The following is an 18016-nucleotide window of genomic DNA, read 5'->3' as shown; positions in this document are numbered from 1 at the left end:
GTATAAATTATGTCAAATGACTAACAATAAATACTCAAATTCAAAAACAAAAAAACCAATCCCTGCGGATTGGTTTGAAGTCTAAAGTGAGAAGCCGCTATGCCGTATTCAAGTAAGAAAGTTTTAAACCACCACTCCTCAAAGTGGGTGTTTGCAAAAACAATCCTGTTGTCCAAGTCAATGACGAGGCATAACATTCCTGTTTTGATATAAAACTCCCTATTACAGCTTAAAGGTTAAAACTTAATTATCATTACGTACAAAGCAGCTATGTACTTATCATACATAATTTCCTTCGTTTTAGCAAGCGTTTTGTTACTTGATCAGTTGGACCCTATTGTGGATTATTAACTTTTCTTTTCTACACTATGTATATAATAAGAACCATGCTGCAATTAAGGTGTTGTGTACAATGTTTTCTAATGTTTGGATTCCAGGACTAATTATTATTATTCTTCTGGCTTTAATATTTTTTGGCCCTAGTAAGCCGCCGATAATAGGCAAAGCTGTCGGCACCTCTCTTCGTGAATTTAAAAATGCTGCAAAAGGAGTCTCTGCTGAAATAAAAGAAGAAATCCAAAATAAAATGAAACTGGCAAAAAAAGATTCAAAGTAAGTAAAAGGCACCCATCTTTACAGAGGGTGCCTTTGATGCGTTTGAGGCGCGGACCGCCAGGCCACATCCCGGCGTTTAGCATAAGCATATCCTGCGTCTTACTCAAATTAGCTCATCGCTTTGTAAATATAGCATGTTCCCTTTATTTTTGCAATGCTGTTTTGCTTTAGCTGCTTTTTGTTTTAGGTTTTTATATTCTAACGAGGTTATTCTTGGAATACAAAATTCTTTGCGGATATTTACTGTTTCTCTTGAATATGATGGTACGAGCTATGAGAATGCGAGGTGATAAAAGAATGGGAGCTTTTCTCAGTTATTTTCTGCTCGGCCTTTCGTTGGCTGCTCCAATTGGACCTATTAACGCAGCACAGCTGGACAAGGGAATTAAAAATGGATTTTGGCATGCATGGATTTTAGGGTTAGGTGCTGCCTTGGCGGACGCCATATATATGGCGCTTGTCTATTTTGGGGTCGTCCATTTTTTAGAAACGCCGTTTATAAAAACTTTTCTTTGGCTCTTTGGTTTTTTCGTTCTTACATATACTGGCATTGAATGTATGTTAAGTGCTGTAAAAGTAACCTCATTTGAACGGAAGAAACAGGATCGTTTGCTTTCTTCTTTTTTGACAGGATTTATTATGTCGATTTCCAATCCGCTGACTATTTTATTCTGGCTCGGGATTTATGGCTCCATACTGGCCAAAGCAGCAGCCACCTTTGATTTGCAGCATTTATTATTTTACAGCGGTTCTATTTTTGTCGGTATTTTTTTCTGGGATTTTTCAATGGCTCTTGTTTCCAGCAGTTTTCGCCGTCTTCTGACCTCACATGTTTTAAAAGCCATTTCTTTGATCTCCGGACTCTCTCTTATTGCATTCGGTCTTTACTTTGGATATCAAGCTTATCAAATGTTGTTCAAATAAAAGAAGCCCTATTCAACGAACGGGCTTCTTGACTTTCATTATTTTTCTAACTCTCCGGTCATTCCGGTTAATTCGTCTGAAGAAAAAGCAACTTGTTCAAAGGCATCCTTAATCCCCTCAAAAATTTCATTTAAAGCTCTAATATCATCGGAAATTAAAATATTATGCTCTTTCATCCCTTTCATTGCCGAAACAATTTCCTGGAAAAAGACGGATGTTTCTTTTCCTTCATTCGCACCTTTCTTTACTTCATCTGAGGCTATGCCGACAGAGACATTCATAACTTCTGTATATTGTTCGATTCCATCAATTAATTTGGATACTTCAGAAACCGAATTCTTTGTGTTTTCTGCAAGCTTTCTTACTTCTTCTGCGACAACTGCAAACCCTTTGCCTTCTTCCCCTGCTCTTGCCGCTTCGATAGAAGCATTCAGGGCCAGCAGGTTCGTTTGATCAGCAATTCCTGTAATAATGGTTACCACCCTGCCGATCTCTGCAGATGTTGCGGTCAGCTGATTCATATCTGCCAGGATTTTGTCCATCTGATCTTGAACCTTTAACAGAATGCCCTCAAGATGATCCAGTCTTTTGGCACCCTCGATTGATTTTTCTTCCGTATTCTCAGCCAACTGAATTCCTTTGTCAGTCACATTTTGAATACCTGACACTTTTCTCCCAACCTGTTCTGCAGCTGAGGCCGTTTCCTGGCTGACTGCTGATAATTCTTCTGCATTGCGGTTTACTTCCGTAAGGATCTTCCTCTTTTCTGCTATCGCAGCCTTTTGAATCCGCTCATTTTCCAATTCATAAGCTTCCAGAACAATCTGCTGCTCCAGATTAATAATTTTTGTTACGGCAAGTATCGTTTCCTCATATTGATCAATCCCACTCATCCTGTGCTTGATGGATTGAATAAAGGATTGCAGCAAATCCTGGAAGGCACTCATATACCATTTAGGCTGAAGGCCAATTCTTACATGCACATGGGCAATTGTATAGCGCTGTTTAATATAATCCTCATCAATTTTTCCCTCAAACATTTCAGTAATATGATGGATTAACGTCTTTTTAAGTCTGTCCAGGGTACTGTTGTTTTTTATAATTTTGATTAAGCTCTGCTCTTTTTCCAGATTATCATAAAACGCTTTTACAATTTCGGGGATACGCTGTTCCATTTCAGGTTTTAAAGAACGGATGATGGCCAAATCTTTTTTTGTTAAATGAATCATATCCATTTGTGTCTTAATTTCAGGGAATCCTTTGACATTGATTTTTATTTCCTTCAGATATTTTTCATATTCATTTTCCTCAATTTCATGTTCTTTCTTACTCCAAAAAACCTTCATAAGTTTAACTCCTCAACTTTAAATTCACTTCTCTCTTGTTTATCGACTGTTTCCTTATAATTTTTACCTTTCTGCTGTTCCATTCCTTACTGCCTATACCAATTGTCCATTGACGAACATTCCAGCTGTCTCTATACTGAGATGAAGTTATAACTGTTTAGAAAGGTGAACATTTTGGACTTTTCAATTACTTATTTATCATTTTATTTAATACAAGTAGAAGGCAATGGCGAACAGGCAGACAAACGGTATAAACATTTCCAGACCTTAAATCAGGAAGACTACGAAAATAGCCCTTTAAAAGATTTCTTAGACGGCGAATTAATGAAAATCTCAAAACGAAAAGTAGACCGCCATCCAAAAACCGATCAAGTGCCGACAAAAATCGGCCGCTTCATCGTCGAGGAAGGACATGATCTAGATTCCAATCCTAACTATAATCTATTTAACCGTGTACGCTTGGCGGATACGAAAGAAACGTTCCGGGAAGAAAACGAACAGTTTATTACTTCCTACTTGGACACAAGTGCTGTCAGAGGCGGGGTTCTGATCGTCGCTTCAGCGAAGCTCAGTAAATATTTTGATGAACCTTTTGTCTTTCTATTAAAATGTGATTTTGAGCCTAAAGTTGCTTCGATTTCAGACGAAAATACACTTATCCGCCATGTTGAAATGGCCATTACAACCAAGAATATGAAGTCCATCCAATATCCCTACATGCCGGAAGAAGGAATGGTCGAAGAAGGCGAACTGAAAATCCATCAAGCCTCCCATGCCCGCTACTTCGAGGATTTCCTGAAATTTGTAGAGTACGGAGAATCAATGCCGGAAATCTTAAAATCACAGGTCATCCATATGGTTCAGGAGCAAGTTACCGAAATGTTTGAGGACCAGAGTGAGGAGCTGATCCAATTTGAAAAGGAAATGGAAATTTGGAAAGCAAGTGAGCAGCGTCCGCTTCAAGAAAGACTGGAGACGCATCAAGTCGTGGAAGCAGCTGCACAGATTGTGGAGCACACCCCTGAAGCAGAACTTCGAGTGAAGATCGGGAACACCTCTGTCAAAGGCCTGCTTGCCGATTTCGGGGAAAACATTCATTTAGGGAAAATCAACGGCAAGTATGTCTTGCTGCTTGAAGCGGAAGACATCACTTTCGAAAAAGGGGTCTCCCCCATTGAATTCTATAAACCGGATGATTTAATGCAGATTGTTGAGAGGATCAGCAATAAGGGATCTGAATAAAAAAGGATTTTTAATGCTGCAGTCTATATAAGTATTGTGAAAATGGTATGAAAACCATGATTGGGTCCTTAAATAGAAAAAGCAAAGGAGTAAAATCCTTTGCTCAGGCTGTAGACAAACTCGTGAAAATCGAGTTTATCTACAGCCTTTTTTATATTAAAATGGAGGTAACAAATTTACTTGAGGTGACCAATATGCTTTCCAAATATTCTTCTACTCAAAGAAATCAAATTGAAATGATTGCGCTGGATGAACTTGTTCCTGCGAACCATTTGGTTCGCAAACTAGAAAAAGCGATCGATTTTTCATTTATTTATTCGTTAGTAGAGGATATGTATTCAGATGTAGGTCGTCCAAGTATTGACCCGGTAATTCTTATTAAAATGACATTTATTCAGTACATATTTGGTATCCGCTCCATGCGCAAAACGATTGAAGAAATCCAGACCAATATGGCTTATCGATGGTTTTTAGGATTCGGATTTCATGATAAAATCCCCCATTTTTCTACCTTCGGTAAAAACTACGAACGCAGATTCAAAGATACGGATTTGTTTGAACAGATTTTCTATCATATTATAAGCGAAGCTGCTAAGAAGAAGTTAATCAGTGCCGAACATATTTTTATTGACTCTACACACGTTAAAGCTAGTGCGAATAAACGAAAGTTTCAAAAGAAAGTTGTCCGTAAAGAAACAAAAGCATATGAACAACGTCTTCAAGAAGAAATCAATCAGGACCGAGAGGACCATGATAAGAATCCCTTCCCTCCAGATAAATTCGAAAAAAATGAAACGAAAGAAATCAAAGAAAGTACGACAGATCCTGAGAGTGGATATTATGTAAAAGATGAAAGAACGAAGCAGTTTGCTTATTCTTTTCACGCTGCTTCAGATAGGAATGGATTTGTATTAGGGACCATCGTAACTCCTGGTAATACGCATGATAGTCAGATACTTGAGCCTTTGGTTGAGAAAGTAATGGAAGAAGTTGGGAAGCCTGAAGCTGTTGCTGCTGATGCAGCCTATAAGACACCAGTAATTACAAATTATCTAATAGAAAATGACATCACGCCCGTTTTACCTTATACACGTCCGCGTACAAAAGAGGGATATTTTCGGAAACATGACTATGTTTACGATGAGTACCATGATTGCTATTTATGCCCGCAGGGCAATGTGTTGAACTACTCAACGACTACTAAGGAGGGGTATCGTCAGTATAAGTCTGATCCTAAAATATGTAAAGATTGTCCAGTGATCATGAATTGTACCCAAAGTAAGAACCACCAAAAGCTCATTCAGAGACATATATGGGAAGGGTACGTAGAAGAAGCAGATCATCTCCGACACCATCAAACCATAAAAGATATCTATGCCAAACGTAAAGAAACCATTGAGCGAGTCTTTGCGGATGCAAAAGAAAAGCATGGCATGCGTTGGACAACGTTAAGAGGTCTAAAAAAATTGTCCATGCAGGCGTTGCTTACTTTTGGTGCCATGAATTTAAAGAAGATGGCAAATTGGACTTGGGTCAATCCTCAAACCGGCTAATTATGGGGCTCGATGAGCCCTCAAAATTAAAAATACAACGATTAAATAGGAAAAATAAGAGAAAGGCCTTCGGAAGGGATTCCTTCCGAAGGCCTTTTGTCGACAATCTGAGCAAAGGAGTAAAATCCTTTGCTTTTTTGTTCTGTATGATTTGAATTAAAATTAGTGTCTTAAATTAAGTTCCTCTTCTTTTCCTCAAAAGCTCTTTATATCTTACATGATAAATCAATTACTCCTTAAGGTGATTTTTGTATTTATTTTAGCATGGTGAACTATTTTGGAAGTATTTAACTGAGGGTTATTAAAATGATTCCCTGTATGTTACAAGAATATCTAAAAGTCAGGGAAGAGCGATACCGTGTGAGCAGCAAGGAAAAAGCAATGTTCCTTTCCTTTCCCTTCCCACCGGTCCAAATAAGAAAACCGGACGTTGGACAAAGAGAGCTGCTCAAGAAACGGTGTTAAAATACACTACTTGGTATGGAAAGCGGATTTCTGTACATAATTTGAGACACTCTTTTGCTACGGTCCATTGGGCCATGAATCATGATGTATTTGCTCTTCAATCTCAATTAGGCCATAACGATCCGCAAATAACCCAACGATATGCCTTGATTTTTGATGATACTTTACGAGAAGAAATAGACAATATAGATAAAAAGAAAGTGATATGAGTCGTTATTCTCACTGTTCGGTGATTATATTTTGGATTGTCTACACAAAACTAGACAGTTTTCTTAAGGTGTTCAAGTTTGTACGTAACGGGACTCACATAGCCTAACGTTCCATGAATTCGAATGTTGTTAAACCAATGAACGTAGTCCTGAAATTCCCTTGTCAACTCTTCTAAACTGGCAAACTGTCTCGCTCTGACGAATTCTGTTTTGATGATTTTAAACGTCGCCTCTGCTACTGCATTATCATAAGGGCAGCCCTTCATACTTAATGATCTTTTGATGTTGAAGGCCTTGAGCGCTTCATCAATGATGCTGTTCTTAAACTCACTGCCTCTATCAGTGTGGAAATACTGGATGGTACGAAGATCCTGCTGTATAGAGGAGAAAGCCTTATAAACCAAGGCAGCGTCCTTATTTGGCCCCGTGCTCGAGCCGACGATTTCCCTATTAAAGAGATCAATAAAGACACATAGGTAATGCCATTTTTGATTGACTCTTACATACGATAAATCGCTTACTACCACTGTTAATTCTTCTTCCTGGTTAAATTCCCGGTTTAGTTCGTTCTTAGTTTCCGATTCGTTACAGCTTTTGGCATACGGCTTAAACTGTGCGAATGTGTAGGATGAGACTAGCCCTTGTTCAGCCATAATTCTTCCGATGCGCCGCCTGGAAACCTGATGTCCGCTCTTTTCTAATTCCACTTTGATTTTACGGGTACCGTAATTCTGACGGCTGTTTTGGAAAATTCTAATGATGTGAGACGTAATGTCGTCTTCCGAAGGCCTTTCTTTCGATTCGTAGTAATAAGTGCTCCTTGGGATCTGCAGGACTTTGCACATTGCTGATATCGAGTATTTGTGCTGGTTATTCTTGATCACATTTACTTTCGTCCTAGTATCAGCGCGGCTTGCTTTAAAATATCATTCTCCATTTCCAATTGCTTATTTCTCTTTTGAAGTTCAAACAGTTCTTTCTGTTCATCTGACATCTGACATCTGACACCGTCATGATGTACATTATTGCACTTCTTGTTCATGCAGGAACGGGGATTTTTAGAGTATCAAAAGAATCTAATAAAACCACTCAAAAAGTGCAAAGAGCAAATTAATACAAAAATCAAAACCACCAGTGTGAACTGGTGGTTTGCTCTGCGGCTGAAAGCCTCTCTTTCCGGCCTCGGCCTTAAAGGCCCACTGAAAGGGTTTCCCTTCTGCACCACATTCACTCACTAATTCTAAAGAATTTCTTTATTTCTTCCGATTTTTTTCTCCTGTGAATGGATCAAATTCTTCGAACAACGTTAACTGATCAGCCACGTATTCTTCTTTTAACTGATTTCTTATATATTCTTGTATTTGCTTCTTATTTCTTCCCACGGTATCAACGTAGAAACCTCGACACCAGAATTTCCGATTTCCATAACGATATTTTAAATTCGCATGTCGATCAAATATCATCAGGCTACTTTTTCCTTTTAGGTACCCCATGAACTGAGATACACTTAATTTCGGTGGAATACTCACCAACATATGGATGTGATCTGGACAAGCATTTGCTTCATGTATGATTACGCCTTTTCTTTCACATAGGTCTCTTATGATCTGTCCAATACTCTTTCTGTATTTTCCATAGATCATTTGCCTTCTGTATTTTGGTGCAAAGACTATGTGATACTTACAATTCCATGTTGTGTGTGCAAAACTGTTCATGTCCTTCATCAGGGCATACCTCCTTCGTGGTGAGATAAAGTGGTCGGGAAACCAACTTTATCCTACCATGAAGTGAGGTTTTTTTGTTACCACGCTATAAGCTTTCTGGAACCCCCGGCATAGCCAGGGGTTTTCTAAACAACAATAATAAAGAGGCAGTGGGATCTCCCGCTGCCACTTTTATTTTCATTTGCATTTTTACTTTTAATTTCAGGATAATCAAATAATTAAAAGCTGCCAAATGAATCACCGGGATGATTTAAGATTGAGTAAGTCAACTGTAAGAATTTTTGGCATTTTTTTATTTTTTTCTTCACTCCTGCTTTTTAAAGAATAAGGATATTGGGTACACCTAGTTTATTTAGTAGTTTTGTTAATTACAACTCTATGGTTTTTTGATGAAGTATCAATATTGATTGCTAATATTAGAATCATAACTCTTAGCATAATGAACCTGAACATGATTAGAGTTTTAGTCCTTAGTTGTCAACTATTTTACAGCCAAAGTTGTTCCATCTTCATACATGGGGTTATATATAACATTACTTGTTGTACCTTTTTCGAAGGCGGCTTCTCCTTCAATTAATCCATAAAATTCAATGGTATCTAATAATTTTAATCTCTCAAACTCCTCTCAATCCCAATCTGTTTCTTCTGCATAGGAAATATTAATACTAAACGTGAACACTCCTACTAATAACAGTTAATAAAAACGATTAACACGTTTGTCCATTTCCCTTTCAAACTTTAATTAAAAAAAACACAAATTATACCAAAAAAATAATGTTTATGTTTTTTTTCATTTTTTTAAAAATTCCATTAAAAAAAACACAATCATATTCACTGGTGATTTCTAAATCTGTCATTCTAATCCTTTTTTTAGTTTTGAGTTTCCTCCAGTAGATCGATAAATTTCTTCGATTGTCTGTCTCTTCGCCCGTGCAAGGATTTCAATTCTTACCATTAACTGTTTTTCTGAGTATTTTTTAATATCAGAATGGTATTCCTTTACTTTTTCCCCATTTCCAATAACGCCCTCTGCATTTAAGGCGATAGAAATTGGTGCCAATTCCTCAAGCTTCTTAACCACCCTATCAAAAAGATGAGGATGTTCACAAATCAAGCGCTGAAGAAGAAATGTTCCATATGCAATATGCCTTGATTCATCTCTCTTTAAGTGGTCAATGCCCTCTAAAAGTCCGGGCATTTTACCCATCTTTTTCAGTCCATCGTAAAATGATTTATATCCAGTTTCCGCCAACACTCCTTCTGCAAACATATTGTACACTGTAGCTGCGTCAGCTATTACCTCAGGGGTTTGTCCATGCCATAGCCGTTCCATTGTTTCGGGGAGAATTTCATAAAATAACTTACGATAGGATTCAGAATGCAAGTGGGAAAGATCGCCTTTTTCACCAATAGCATTTAACACCCGTCGAAAGAATTCAGTATGTTTAGTGTTTAGCTTCATCACATAAAAAGGTTGTAAGGAACATCTCTTCTTCCAATCTTCCTTCACTTGCAATCACCCTAAGCAAAGGGAGTAAGTCAAGAGTAACCGCCTCTTCCCCTCCTTGAAATTGCGCGAGAAGTTTCAGCATCCAGCCTTTTTCTTTAACAGATAGAGTTTTCCAGTCTTCTTGATCCTGTGAAAAATTGATATCTTGGGGATTCCAAATGCCAAACTTTTTTGCCTTTTGATACAATTGGTATGGATATGAATCTTCCATCAACCCCTCCGAGCTCGTGGTTAAGAGTTTCTTTCTCAAGTATATTCCTCCTTCGAATTATATATTTACCAGTTTATGCAAAAAAGGATTATAAGTATGGACAAATTCAGGCCTGATGCAAAATAAAAGGCTTTCTGCATTATTAAGTATTGCACTCTATAAAAGTAGTAAACCACATGTTCAAATTGTTAAAAATGTGTCCATCATACAATACTTTTTGCTCAACAAAAAGATCCCATAAGAAATGGAGTGGAGAGACCCAGATAAATGAGACAAGGAAAAAACACCCCCTGAGTCGTATTAATACAATATGATTCTTAGAAGGGTGTGTTTTTCTATGGGAACAAGAGTTCATTATCCAGAAGAAGTAAAGTGGGGAAGTAATTAAATTGAAGGAAGCAGGAAAGACGAACAGAGAAATTATGGAGCAGCTAGGCATTAAAAATAAGACACAAATTAAGACATGGATGAAATGGTACAGAACTGGACAAACTTATCGGTTTTCGCAACAGGTAGGGAAACAATATTCCTACGGGAAAGGGAACGAGAAATGGAGTGAGCTGGAGGAATTAGAGCTGAAGAATAGACAGTTAGAAACACAGTTGGAAATCTTAAAAAAGTACCAGGAGATCGAAAGGAGATGGAGTCAAAAGTCATTGTAGAAGTAGTAAAGTATCTTTCATCCAAGTTTAAAGTAATAGACATTCTAGGCGTATTTGACATTCCTAAAGCAACCTATTATCGTTGGAAAAAGAAATATAAAGTCATGGAGTATACACCTTTAGAGGGACTAGTAATTAGACTATGTGAAGAGAATTTTTATCACTATGGCCATCGCAAAATTAAATCTATCTTAAACAAAAATTATGGAATAAAGGTTAACCGTAAAACTATTCAAAAAATTATGCAGAAACACAAAATCCAATGCAGGGTTAAACCAAAACGGCAAAAGTACATTAAGGGTGAGAGCCATATTGTCGTGCCAAATATTCTCAAGCGTAACTTTAAAGCAACTCGACCAAATGAGAAATGGGTAACGGATATTACCTACTTGCCTTATGGTTTAACAATGATGTATGTATCAACCATCATGGACTTGTATAACAATGAGATAGTGGCTTATAAGATCAGTGCGCGTCAAGATATACAACTAGTACTAGATACGTTAAGGACAGCTGTGGAATTACGAAAGCCTGCAGGATTGACTCTTCACAGTGATCAGGGATCTGTCTATACTTCTTATGCCTATCAGAATTTGGCCAAAGAAAACGGCATTACCACAAGCATGTCCCGTAAGGGGAACTGCCATGATAATGCCGTCATTGAATCCTTTCATTCTTCGCTAAAGTCGGAAGGACTCAACACTCAAAGAAGAGCATCTATACCTAATTCAAAAGTAGAAGAACTGGTAAATCAATACATGTACCGATACAATCATATATGTATTCAGGCAAAATTAAACTACCTATCCCCAATAGAATACAGAGGACAGGCAGCATAGGTGTTTTTTCTAAGTCTCACATACACGGGTCAGTTCAAAAACCTAGGGAGTTTTTCTTTCTTATTTAGCTGTCACACAAGCTATTACTATAGTACCCAGCTTAATAGAAATCACTAAATATTTAACTCTTTCCTGGTTCATGCTTTAATTTTTAAAACTGGGTATTTCGAAAAAGTGAAATGGTCAGAATAATGGTTAATAAGGAACCTACGGACATTAAAGTTATGATTCTACCTCTATTGTTTTCTTTTGAAGGTTTTACAAACTCTAGAGATACCGTACTCCAAATAATTATGGATGCAATCGCAATAATTCTTGTAAACATATTTGCACTCCTTTCTTATATTTGTTCGTAAAAATCGAAATTTTCAAAGACGGGCCACAATTCCCTTTGAGTATTACATCGCGCATTTAAAATTAAGAATCCCTGACTGTTATTGAATATGTGCTCATTTTTTATTTACTTTTGCGGCATAGTGAAGGTCACATTTGTATGACTGCTAGCTTCAATTTTCAGGAAGATTTCATTAAGAACTTCTAATGCCCGATCATTTGAATCATATTTACCTAAAACTTTACCCCATTCATCTACAGCCCCGCTCCCAATACTTCCTTCTATTTTTTTTCCGTTTACTGTAACTTCTCTTACATGCATTAAACTTTGTTTATCTTGTGTAATGATCCATATCACAGAAACACACTCTCCTTTTGTCCGATCCTAAAGTCTCTGTTAGAGTAATCTTACAATTCAAACTGACTCGCATTAATATCTTAGTATTCAGAACTTAAAAAGCACTATAAATCTCCTATTTATTAAACCCTTGGTTATATCTTTTGAGAAAGCCGTCCTGTCAAAACATTTCATCATCAATCTTACTGTCACGCCTCTCAAAATCACGCGTAATCACTAAGCGTCCGTCTTCATTTTTCTTAATGGTTAATTCTCCAGATTTCTTCACACCTTTTGATGTGGTTTCATCGCTGAATAAAATGCTCATAGTATAACGGTAATCAACTAAACCATCAGCATTTTCTGTCTTTTTATCAAAAGTAATTTTATCTAAGCTCATACTATAATTTGTTCTTTTTGCGGTGTCTGGCACTATAGAAAACACTCTGTTCTTACGATGTTCTTCCATTAATTCTTTTGATAAATATTTTTTAGCTTTTTCCTCATAATCACTTTCCGATGGTAGATTTTTAGGATTCTCTACAGCATATTGCATGGCCTTATACTTTTTTATCTGGCTTTTAGCCTCGCTATCATTTACCTTTTTTGAAGATTCATTATCTATATCTGCCCCATTTGAGCACCCTATTATGATACTCATCATAAAAATAGAAATCCAAATTACTTACAGGCACCTTACTAATTTTATCAAAAATTAGCTCTTCCTTTCATTCGTTAATTTTTACTTCGTATTCTTTTGGTTTCTGGTGCTATAATGTTGCCATTTTCATTTACATTTCATCTAAATAATCAATCAGCCGTTCGATGTCCGTCTTTTCTGCATCTCTTGATAAAGCTTTTTTAAAAAGAGCATAAGCGGGGATGTCATTTTCCTTCAGCCATGCAAATGATTTTTTTGGACATAAGTACCACAGACCGCTTAATTGAAAATAAATGTCTAAACTGTCCGTCAGCATCCAATGAAGCCTGTATTCACCATCAATATCCCGATTATTAGATCGCTCAAACATTTTTCGCAGCCAGCTTTTCAAAAAGAGCTTTTCTTGATCTGACAGCTTTTTCGGTCCCTTATTATAAACATCCGCTATCTCTAGCAAAAATTTCTTCGCAAGTTCCCTGTCATCTACTAGTATCAATCCTTTATTTGTTCGCAGAAAATGTTCAGGATGTGTCATTTCTTCTGTGTGATAGATCCAGGCATCTAATCGTTTGCCCTCAAGAAATCCTGTATCATGCTTTTCCTAAGGTAAATCTGAAAACCCAATGATATCTATATCACTTTCATTGGTAAAATCCCCTCTGCTATAGGAACCGTATAAAATGATGTATGACAGCTATAGTTTCTCTTCATATATTCCGTTATTTTCTGAAATAATCGTTTCTCTTTCACAATGCACCTCTGGACAAGAAAGTTAAGATCATATGGAAAATAGTTGTAATTTTATTTTATCATATATTGTCCATACTGCTAGAACGAAAGTAAAAGAATAGTAAGCTAAGCCTTCAGGCGTAGCTTAAATTATTTCTCTGGTTCATTACCAGAAAAGGATGGTCGGGCTAAGATAAAATAAAAAAGAGAGAAGGCAGAAAAATGGGGAATGACAGGAATGATAAAAAGAAAAGGAGATTGTGGATTTTATTCCGGAATGGTTTATTGGCTGCAGCTGTTTTAGCCGTCATTTGGGTCAGCTTTAATCACATAATAAAAGCACACGAACAAAAGAAATATGCACCCATAGGTCAATTAGTTGAAGTGCATGAAAAGAAAATGCATGTCTATACAAAGGGGAAAGGAGACAACACGATCATTTTATTAAGCGGTTTAGGGACCCCAGCACCGGCTCTCGATTATGAACCCTTGATTAATGAACTGGCTAAACAGAATAAAGTAGCCGTCGTTGAACCATTTGGATATGGATGGAGCGACAGTACCTCCAGGGAACGTACAGTAGAAAATATGACAGAAGAAATCCGAACAGCCCTTCAAAAATTAAATATACAAGGTCCATACATATTGATGCCCCATTCCATTTCCGGAATCTATAGCATGTATTATGCTAATTTGTATCCAGATGAAGTGAAAGCCGTGATAGGAGTTGATCCGACATTGCCGCAGGCTCCGGCATACTTTGATGAAGCAGTGCCGATAATGCCTGAATATTTGCGTTATGCGGCGCCTGCTGGTGTGGCCAGACTTGCCTTGTATTTCATACCTGATGACTTTCTTCCTATTGCCCCAAAAGGAACTTATTCAGAAGAAAATCTGAAGATGACAAAAGCAATCACTGCATGGAAAGGGAATAATAAAAATGTAGTAGATGAAGCAAATGAAATCAATCAGACCATTGCCAAAACAGAGAATCTGCATTTCCCGCAAAACATGCCGCTTCTAATTTTCGCGGCAGAAAAAGATAAAGAAGCAAAGAAAGGGCAAAAAAATGTGGCTTTTTATGAAACACAGCTGACCAATTCACCCGCCAGTAAAATAATCCTGATGAATGGTCATCACTATCTTCATTGGACCCGTTCAAAAGAAATGAGCAAAGAAGTCAATGAATTCTTAGAATCATTGGCTGAGTGAATAAAATACATAAATGAACTGGAATGGTTCAAATAAAGCAGCAAAAAAAGACGCTTAGTCAAAATCCAAGCGTTTTATTTTACTTGAACGGAGAAAGCATAGTTGCTATCACCTTGTTTCCAATGAGCGATAATATGGTACACATAAATGCCGCTTTTATCTGGCACAGTTATCATATTGTCTTTTATCTTTATATTTTTAACATCTTCCTCGTCTGACCACTGTTCTACTCTAAAATTTTCTTTCATTGGTTCTTTGCTAAAATGAATGGTAATTCTTGAATGCGGGGAGACCTCAGTTGCTTTATGTTCTGTTCCCAGTTCCATTGGCGATGCATACACTTTATCCACGCATTCTCCTGATAAAAATCCTTCCCAGCAATAAGAGCCTTGGGATGTTGGAATATTTTTGTCACCTATCGATACGTCTGGAGCCGGGGGGGCAGCATGTGCAAAAAAGGAGAAGGATATAAAAATAATATAGGCTAAACTGATTACAATAAGCAAAATGACCGATGTTTTTTTCAATGAATGAACTCCCATTCTATCTTTATGTGAAACAGTTATTCTTTTTACGTTTTTATAAAATCAAGATTTCTTCATAGGAAAGACCCCCAAAAAAGATTTATCCTCATTTCCCTTTTCTCCTGCATCTTTATATAATAGGTAATAAAAGGGGGAATATCATGTACTGGATTCTTTTTCCAATCGGCGGAGTCATCCTTTTATCCGTTTTTTATCGATTTGCGAAGACGCAAAGGGCACCATTCACAAATTCCGCCCATTCATTCTCATGCTAAACCAGGAGAAGAAAGCAATTATTTGATGGGTGATAATAAATACAGCGGCGGAGGCGGCAGCGGATAACACCGCTGTTTTTTTATAACCTATTGATTCATAAACCAATTTATCGCTTTCCTTTCGATGTCTTTTATAAACAGCTCCTTACCGGCCATGTATGAATCAATATCATAAGGAAATTGCCGAGCCAATTTTTCCTTTAGCTGGCCATAGGAATCCCTTACATCCGAATGGCTCTTCAAATAGTCTCGAAAAGCTATGTGTCTTTTGATTTCATCACTTCCAGCCTGATAGAAGTGAACATGATGAGTCCGGGCATCCCAGCCTTTTTGAAAAAACCGCCGTCCGGATAAACCATTCTCACCCAATGGTTCGTAACCCATTTGTTTCATTTCAGCATTATACCAATCTACATGCCTGATATCTTTTACAGCCGGCAATATATCAATAATGGGCTTAGCCTTTAATCCAGGGACCGATGTACTGCCAATATGATAGATGTCTATCAGTTCTTTTTCAAAAATGGAACGAAGTTTATTCGCTTCCTCCTTAAATTTAATTGCCCATTCTTCGCTATAGCAGCAAATTACTACATTTCTCAAGATACCCCTCCTCAATCTAAACCTGAGCCTTCCTCAGATACAGTTTTCACTCAAATTTAGTCGCATGATACTCCTTTGATTTCTTCCCATTCTTCTCGTAAAATCCCCATTTTGATTGCATCAAAAAATACACCATTCACTGTACGAGCCTTTCTGATTTTTGCCTCCATTTTCATCCCCGTTCTTTCTGCCACTTTTATCATTCTTTTATTTCCCGACCAAGTGGACATACCTAATCTATGTAAATCTGTTGATGTAAAAAGGAAATCAATCCATAATTTATAGGCTTCTGATCCAAATCCTCCATTCCAATATTTTTTGTCGTAAATAACAATTCCGGTTTCAAGCCAATTCGTATTTTCATCGACCCAATAAGAACCAACATAACCAATGGAGATGCCATTCGCTTTAATAACTAAGGAAGCAGGGATATTTTGTGAAGAGTTTTCGTTTCCCTTGTTCTTGATACTCTTCTTCATTTAATTTCTCTTCCGTTATATAAGGCCCGTTCCACTTCTTTGCTTCTTGCTCTTTTTCTTCGTATTTCCAAAAATACAATACTTCAACATCTTCTTTTCTTGCCTCACTAAGCACAATTTTATTTCCTGTAACTTCAACCATGTAAATAGCCCTCTCTTTCTTTTCCCAGCCTGGCTTTTGAGTTTAACGAATAGAAACATAATAAATATGAACTTAATTATATACTTTTTCTAAAATATGTTAATATTCAATCAATAAAAGGAGGTATCAGTATGATTGGAATTGACATAAAAAAAGTAAATGACAATATTTTAATCAAATGGCAATTAACAGAGGTGATTATACCGCTGTCATCTATTGTTCGTATAATAAAAGATGATACATATGCCGGTAAAAATAAACAGGCCATTCGAATCGGTACACTCTACGGCACTACAGACAGGATTATGATTGAAACAAAAAAAAGAGAATTACATTCTATTTACTACGAATGTCCATTCACTGGAGAAGAAACTGGAAGAAATAATCGCCTCTGTCTAGATTCTTTTGAAGCGAAAACCATTCACCACGGGGGTGCGTCACAAAACGGCCATCCCCACAGAACTTCATTTTAATTAACAATGATTTCTTAATCCGCAGACGTGGTCTTTACCCTTCTTCATATATCGTTCCATCCGATATCCAGTATAACTATATTTGATTTTAAACGATCTATTCCTATCACAATATATGGATTTTTTTCGCTGGACTGGTTATAAAAGGTTTTTCCATTACTGTTGTATCACCTTTTTCATTAATATCCAGTACTTCAATATTGTTTCCCGCCATTTGTTCTCCTAAAGACAAAACAATCGCATTTGCTCCTTCTGAAACTGAAAAAGTTTTATAGCCACGAATTGTGGTGTCTTTTTGAAGTTGTTCTGTATAGGAATCGACCTCCGTATCCGTAGATTTTATTTTCTTTGCTTTGCTACTGTATAATCTGTTTGATTCAAATAATTAAACGAAATAAACAGCACAGCAAACAGGATGATAACTGTATACACAGTCTGTTTCCAGATTGAGCTCCTGCCAAAAAAAGATAATAAAAAAGCTGATGTGAATATGCCCAGGCTTAATACTCCGAATGGCATTCCTTCAAAACCGCCAATAAGGAACAGACTACCTGATAAACAACAGACTCCTAAAATAAAAAGAGCTAAAACTCTTTTCAAATTGGTTGTTTCTTTTGCAAATACATAAGTTATAGAGTAGCATACAAGACCTGCCAATAATCCTATTACATACATGTAAGCGAACATGAAAATCTCCCCCTGCGGTTATTTTTTTCAACGCTTTTCTCTATAAAATTCCCAAAAAACTGACTTTTCCAGATGATGTGATGTATTTTCATGTTAAAATTTTCAATAAGGTAAAAAGAGCTGAAAAATTACGGACATAACATCCTATTTAGAATGAGAGTAAAAAACATAGAAGGAGGTATATACACAGTGAAAAAGAAAGAAAAACATTCAATAGGCAGTATACTTATAGGAGCTGCGGTCGGTGCTATTTTAGGTTTG

Annotated in this window: 16 protein-coding genes, 1 other RNA gene and 6 pseudogenes; 8 read left to right on the top strand and 15 right to left on the bottom strand. The window is 37.0% G+C overall.

The features are described 5' to 3' along the window. Positions 1-87 precede the first annotated feature (87 nt). Positions 88-274, bottom strand: a non-coding RNA gene (ssrS, locus tag BQ4305_RS20690) — 6S RNA. A 138-nt stretch (positions 275-412) separates the two neighbouring features. Here ssrS and BQ4305_RS20685 point away from each other — a divergent pair. Both BQ4305_RS20685 and BQ4305_RS20680 read left to right on the top strand, forming a co-directional pair. After that, positions 413-616 carry a twin-arginine translocase TatA/TatE family subunit gene (locus BQ4305_RS20685; protein ID WP_110929592.1) on the top strand — a complete coding sequence of 68 codons (204 nt, stop codon included), beginning with the start codon at positions 413-415 and terminating at the stop codon, positions 614-616. 296 nt (positions 617-912) lie between these two features. After that, entirely contained in the window at positions 913-1539 is a 627-nt protein-coding gene (locus BQ4305_RS20680) for a LysE family transporter (protein WP_110929591.1), read from the top strand. 38 nt (positions 1540-1577) lie between these two features. Here the strand turns inward: BQ4305_RS20680 and BQ4305_RS22350 are convergent. Together BQ4305_RS22350 and BQ4305_RS22345 are read right to left on the bottom strand one after the other, a co-directional pair. After that, a pseudogene (locus BQ4305_RS22350) lies at positions 1578-2030 on the bottom strand (methyl-accepting chemotaxis protein); the annotation flags it as partial. Positions 2031-2342: 312 nt separating this feature from the next. Further along, a pseudogene (locus BQ4305_RS22345) lies at positions 2343-2885 on the bottom strand (protoglobin domain-containing protein); the annotation flags it as partial. A gap of 174 nt (positions 2886-3059) precedes the next feature. Between BQ4305_RS22345 and BQ4305_RS20670 the strand changes: the two are divergent. From BQ4305_RS20670 to BQ4305_RS22340, 3 genes are all read left to right on the top strand, one after another. Next, positions 3060-4127 (top strand): DUF3900 domain-containing protein, encoded by a 1068-nt coding sequence (locus tag BQ4305_RS20670; protein ID WP_110929589.1) that lies wholly within the window; start codon positions 3060-3062, stop codon positions 4125-4127. A 194-nt stretch (positions 4128-4321) separates the two neighbouring features. Continuing rightward, positions 4322-5680, top strand: a complete 1359-nt coding sequence (locus tag BQ4305_RS20665) for an IS1182 family transposase (RefSeq protein WP_110927520.1) — start codon at positions 4322-4324, stop codon at positions 5678-5680. Positions 5681-5994: 314 nt separating this feature from the next. Continuing rightward, complete coding sequence (locus BQ4305_RS22340; RefSeq protein WP_110929588.1) at positions 5995-6354, top strand: tyrosine-type recombinase/integrase; 360 nt, start codon at positions 5995-5997, stop codon at positions 6352-6354. A gap of 50 nt (positions 6355-6404) precedes the next feature. Here the strand turns inward: BQ4305_RS22340 and BQ4305_RS20655 are convergent. The 4 genes and pseudogenes from BQ4305_RS20655 to BQ4305_RS22120 all read right to left on the bottom strand — a co-directional run. Continuing rightward, positions 6405-7339 (bottom strand): annotated as a pseudogene (locus tag BQ4305_RS20655) (IS3 family transposase); the annotation flags it as partial. A 268-nt stretch (positions 7340-7607) separates the two neighbouring features. After that, positions 7608-8078: an IS200/IS605 family transposase gene (gene tnpA, locus BQ4305_RS20650; protein ID WP_110929586.1), complete on the bottom strand. Its 471-nt coding sequence runs from the start codon at positions 8076-8078 to the stop codon at positions 7608-7610. Positions 8079-8931: 853 nt separating this feature from the next. Continuing rightward, complete coding sequence (locus BQ4305_RS20645; protein WP_324611617.1) at positions 8932-9588, bottom strand: ferritin family protein; 657 nt, start codon at positions 9586-9588, stop codon at positions 8932-8934. Further along, a complete protein-coding gene (locus tag BQ4305_RS22120; protein WP_324611616.1) occupies positions 9524-9838 on the bottom strand; it encodes a ferritin family protein in 315 nt (104 codons plus the stop codon). The genes BQ4305_RS20645 and BQ4305_RS22120 overlap by 65 nt, the downstream gene beginning before the upstream one ends. 298 nt (positions 9839-10136) lie before the next feature. On the opposite strand from BQ4305_RS22120, the pseudogene BQ4305_RS20640 reads away from it, so the two are divergent. Beyond that, positions 10137-11300: pseudogene (locus BQ4305_RS20640) on the top strand (IS3 family transposase). A gap of 460 nt (positions 11301-11760) precedes the next feature. Here BQ4305_RS20640 and BQ4305_RS20635 read toward each other — a convergent pair. The 4 genes from BQ4305_RS20635 to BQ4305_RS22335 all read right to left on the bottom strand — a co-directional run bounded on the left by BQ4305_RS20635 (position 11761) and on the right by BQ4305_RS22335 (position 13313). Beyond that, on the bottom strand, positions 11761-11991 hold the full coding sequence (locus tag BQ4305_RS20635; RefSeq protein WP_110929585.1) for a hypothetical protein: 231 nt from the start codon (positions 11989-11991) through the stop codon (positions 11761-11763). Between the two features lie 160 nt (positions 11992-12151). Next, the gene (locus BQ4305_RS20630; protein WP_110929584.1) at positions 12152-12634 is read right to left on the bottom strand and encodes a hypothetical protein; all 483 of its coding nucleotides are present in this window, start codon (positions 12632-12634) and stop codon (positions 12152-12154) included. 127 nt (positions 12635-12761) lie between these two features. Further along, positions 12762-13166 (bottom strand): hypothetical protein, encoded by a 405-nt coding sequence (locus BQ4305_RS20625; RefSeq protein WP_110929583.1) that lies wholly within the window; start codon positions 13164-13166, stop codon positions 12762-12764. A gap of 66 nt (positions 13167-13232) precedes the next feature. Further along, positions 13233-13313: a nucleotidyltransferase domain-containing protein gene (locus BQ4305_RS22335; protein WP_407640177.1), complete on the bottom strand. Its 81-nt coding sequence runs from the start codon at positions 13311-13313 to the stop codon at positions 13233-13235. Between the two features lie 269 nt (positions 13314-13582). On the opposite strand from BQ4305_RS22335, the gene BQ4305_RS20615 reads away from it, so the two are divergent. Then, on the top strand, positions 13583-14572 hold the full coding sequence (locus BQ4305_RS20615) for an alpha/beta fold hydrolase (RefSeq protein ID WP_110929582.1): 990 nt from the start codon (positions 13583-13585) through the stop codon (positions 14570-14572). A gap of 74 nt (positions 14573-14646) precedes the next feature. Here the strand turns inward: BQ4305_RS20615 and BQ4305_RS20610 are convergent, their stop codons facing one another. From BQ4305_RS20610 to BQ4305_RS20595, 3 genes and pseudogenes are all read right to left on the bottom strand, one after another. After that, entirely contained in the window at positions 14647-15099 is a 453-nt protein-coding gene (locus BQ4305_RS20610; protein ID WP_110929581.1) for a hypothetical protein, read from the bottom strand. Between the two features lie 359 nt (positions 15100-15458). Next, on the bottom strand, positions 15459-15974 hold the full coding sequence (locus BQ4305_RS20600) for a GrpB family protein (protein ID WP_110929580.1): 516 nt from the start codon (positions 15972-15974) through the stop codon (positions 15459-15461). Between the two features lie 56 nt (positions 15975-16030). Next, a pseudogene (locus BQ4305_RS20595) lies at positions 16031-16595 on the bottom strand (GNAT family N-acetyltransferase). A 131-nt stretch (positions 16596-16726) separates the two neighbouring features. Between BQ4305_RS20595 and BQ4305_RS20590 the strand changes: the two are divergent. After that, positions 16727-16994, top strand: a pseudogene (locus BQ4305_RS20590) (SunI/YnzG family protein). Between the two features lie 413 nt (positions 16995-17407). Here BQ4305_RS20590 and BQ4305_RS20585 read toward each other — a convergent pair. Further along, positions 17408-17755 (bottom strand): hypothetical protein, encoded by a 348-nt coding sequence (locus BQ4305_RS20585; protein ID WP_110929579.1) that lies wholly within the window; start codon positions 17753-17755, stop codon positions 17408-17410. Positions 17756-18016 lie beyond the last annotated feature (261 nt).

Source organism: Bacillus massiliglaciei (genome assembly GCF_900098925.1).
GTDB classification, from domain to species: Bacteria; Bacillota; Bacilli; order Bacillales; family DSM-1321; genus Peribacillus; species Peribacillus massiliglaciei.
This window is presented reverse-complemented; position numbering and strand designations above follow the sequence as displayed.

Coding starts and splice junctions, on each gene's coding strand:
- BQ4305_RS20685 (WP_110929592.1), top strand. CDS start 413: ATGTTTTCTAATGTTTGGATTCCAGGACTAATTATTATTATTCTTCTG.
- BQ4305_RS20680 (WP_110929591.1), top strand. CDS start 913: ATGGGAGCTTTTCTCAGTTATTTTCTGCTCGGCCTTTCGTTGGCTGCT.
- BQ4305_RS20665 (WP_110927520.1), top strand. CDS start 4,322: ATGCTTTCCAAATATTCTTCTACTCAAAGAAATCAAATTGAAATGATT.
- tnpA (WP_110929586.1), bottom strand. CDS start 8,078: ATGAAGGACATGAACAGTTTTGCACACACAACATGGAATTGTAAGTAT.
- BQ4305_RS20630 (WP_110929584.1), bottom strand. CDS start 12,634: ATGATGAGTATCATAATAGGGTGCTCAAATGGGGCAGATATAGATAAT.
- BQ4305_RS20625 (WP_110929583.1), bottom strand. CDS start 13,166: ATGACACATCCTGAACATTTTCTGCGAACAAATAAAGGATTGATACTA.
- BQ4305_RS20615 (WP_110929582.1), top strand. CDS start 13,583: ATGGGGAATGACAGGAATGATAAAAAGAAAAGGAGATTGTGGATTTTA.
- BQ4305_RS20585 (WP_110929579.1), bottom strand. CDS start 17,755: ATGTTCGCTTACATGTATGTAATAGGATTATTGGCAGGTCTTGTATGC.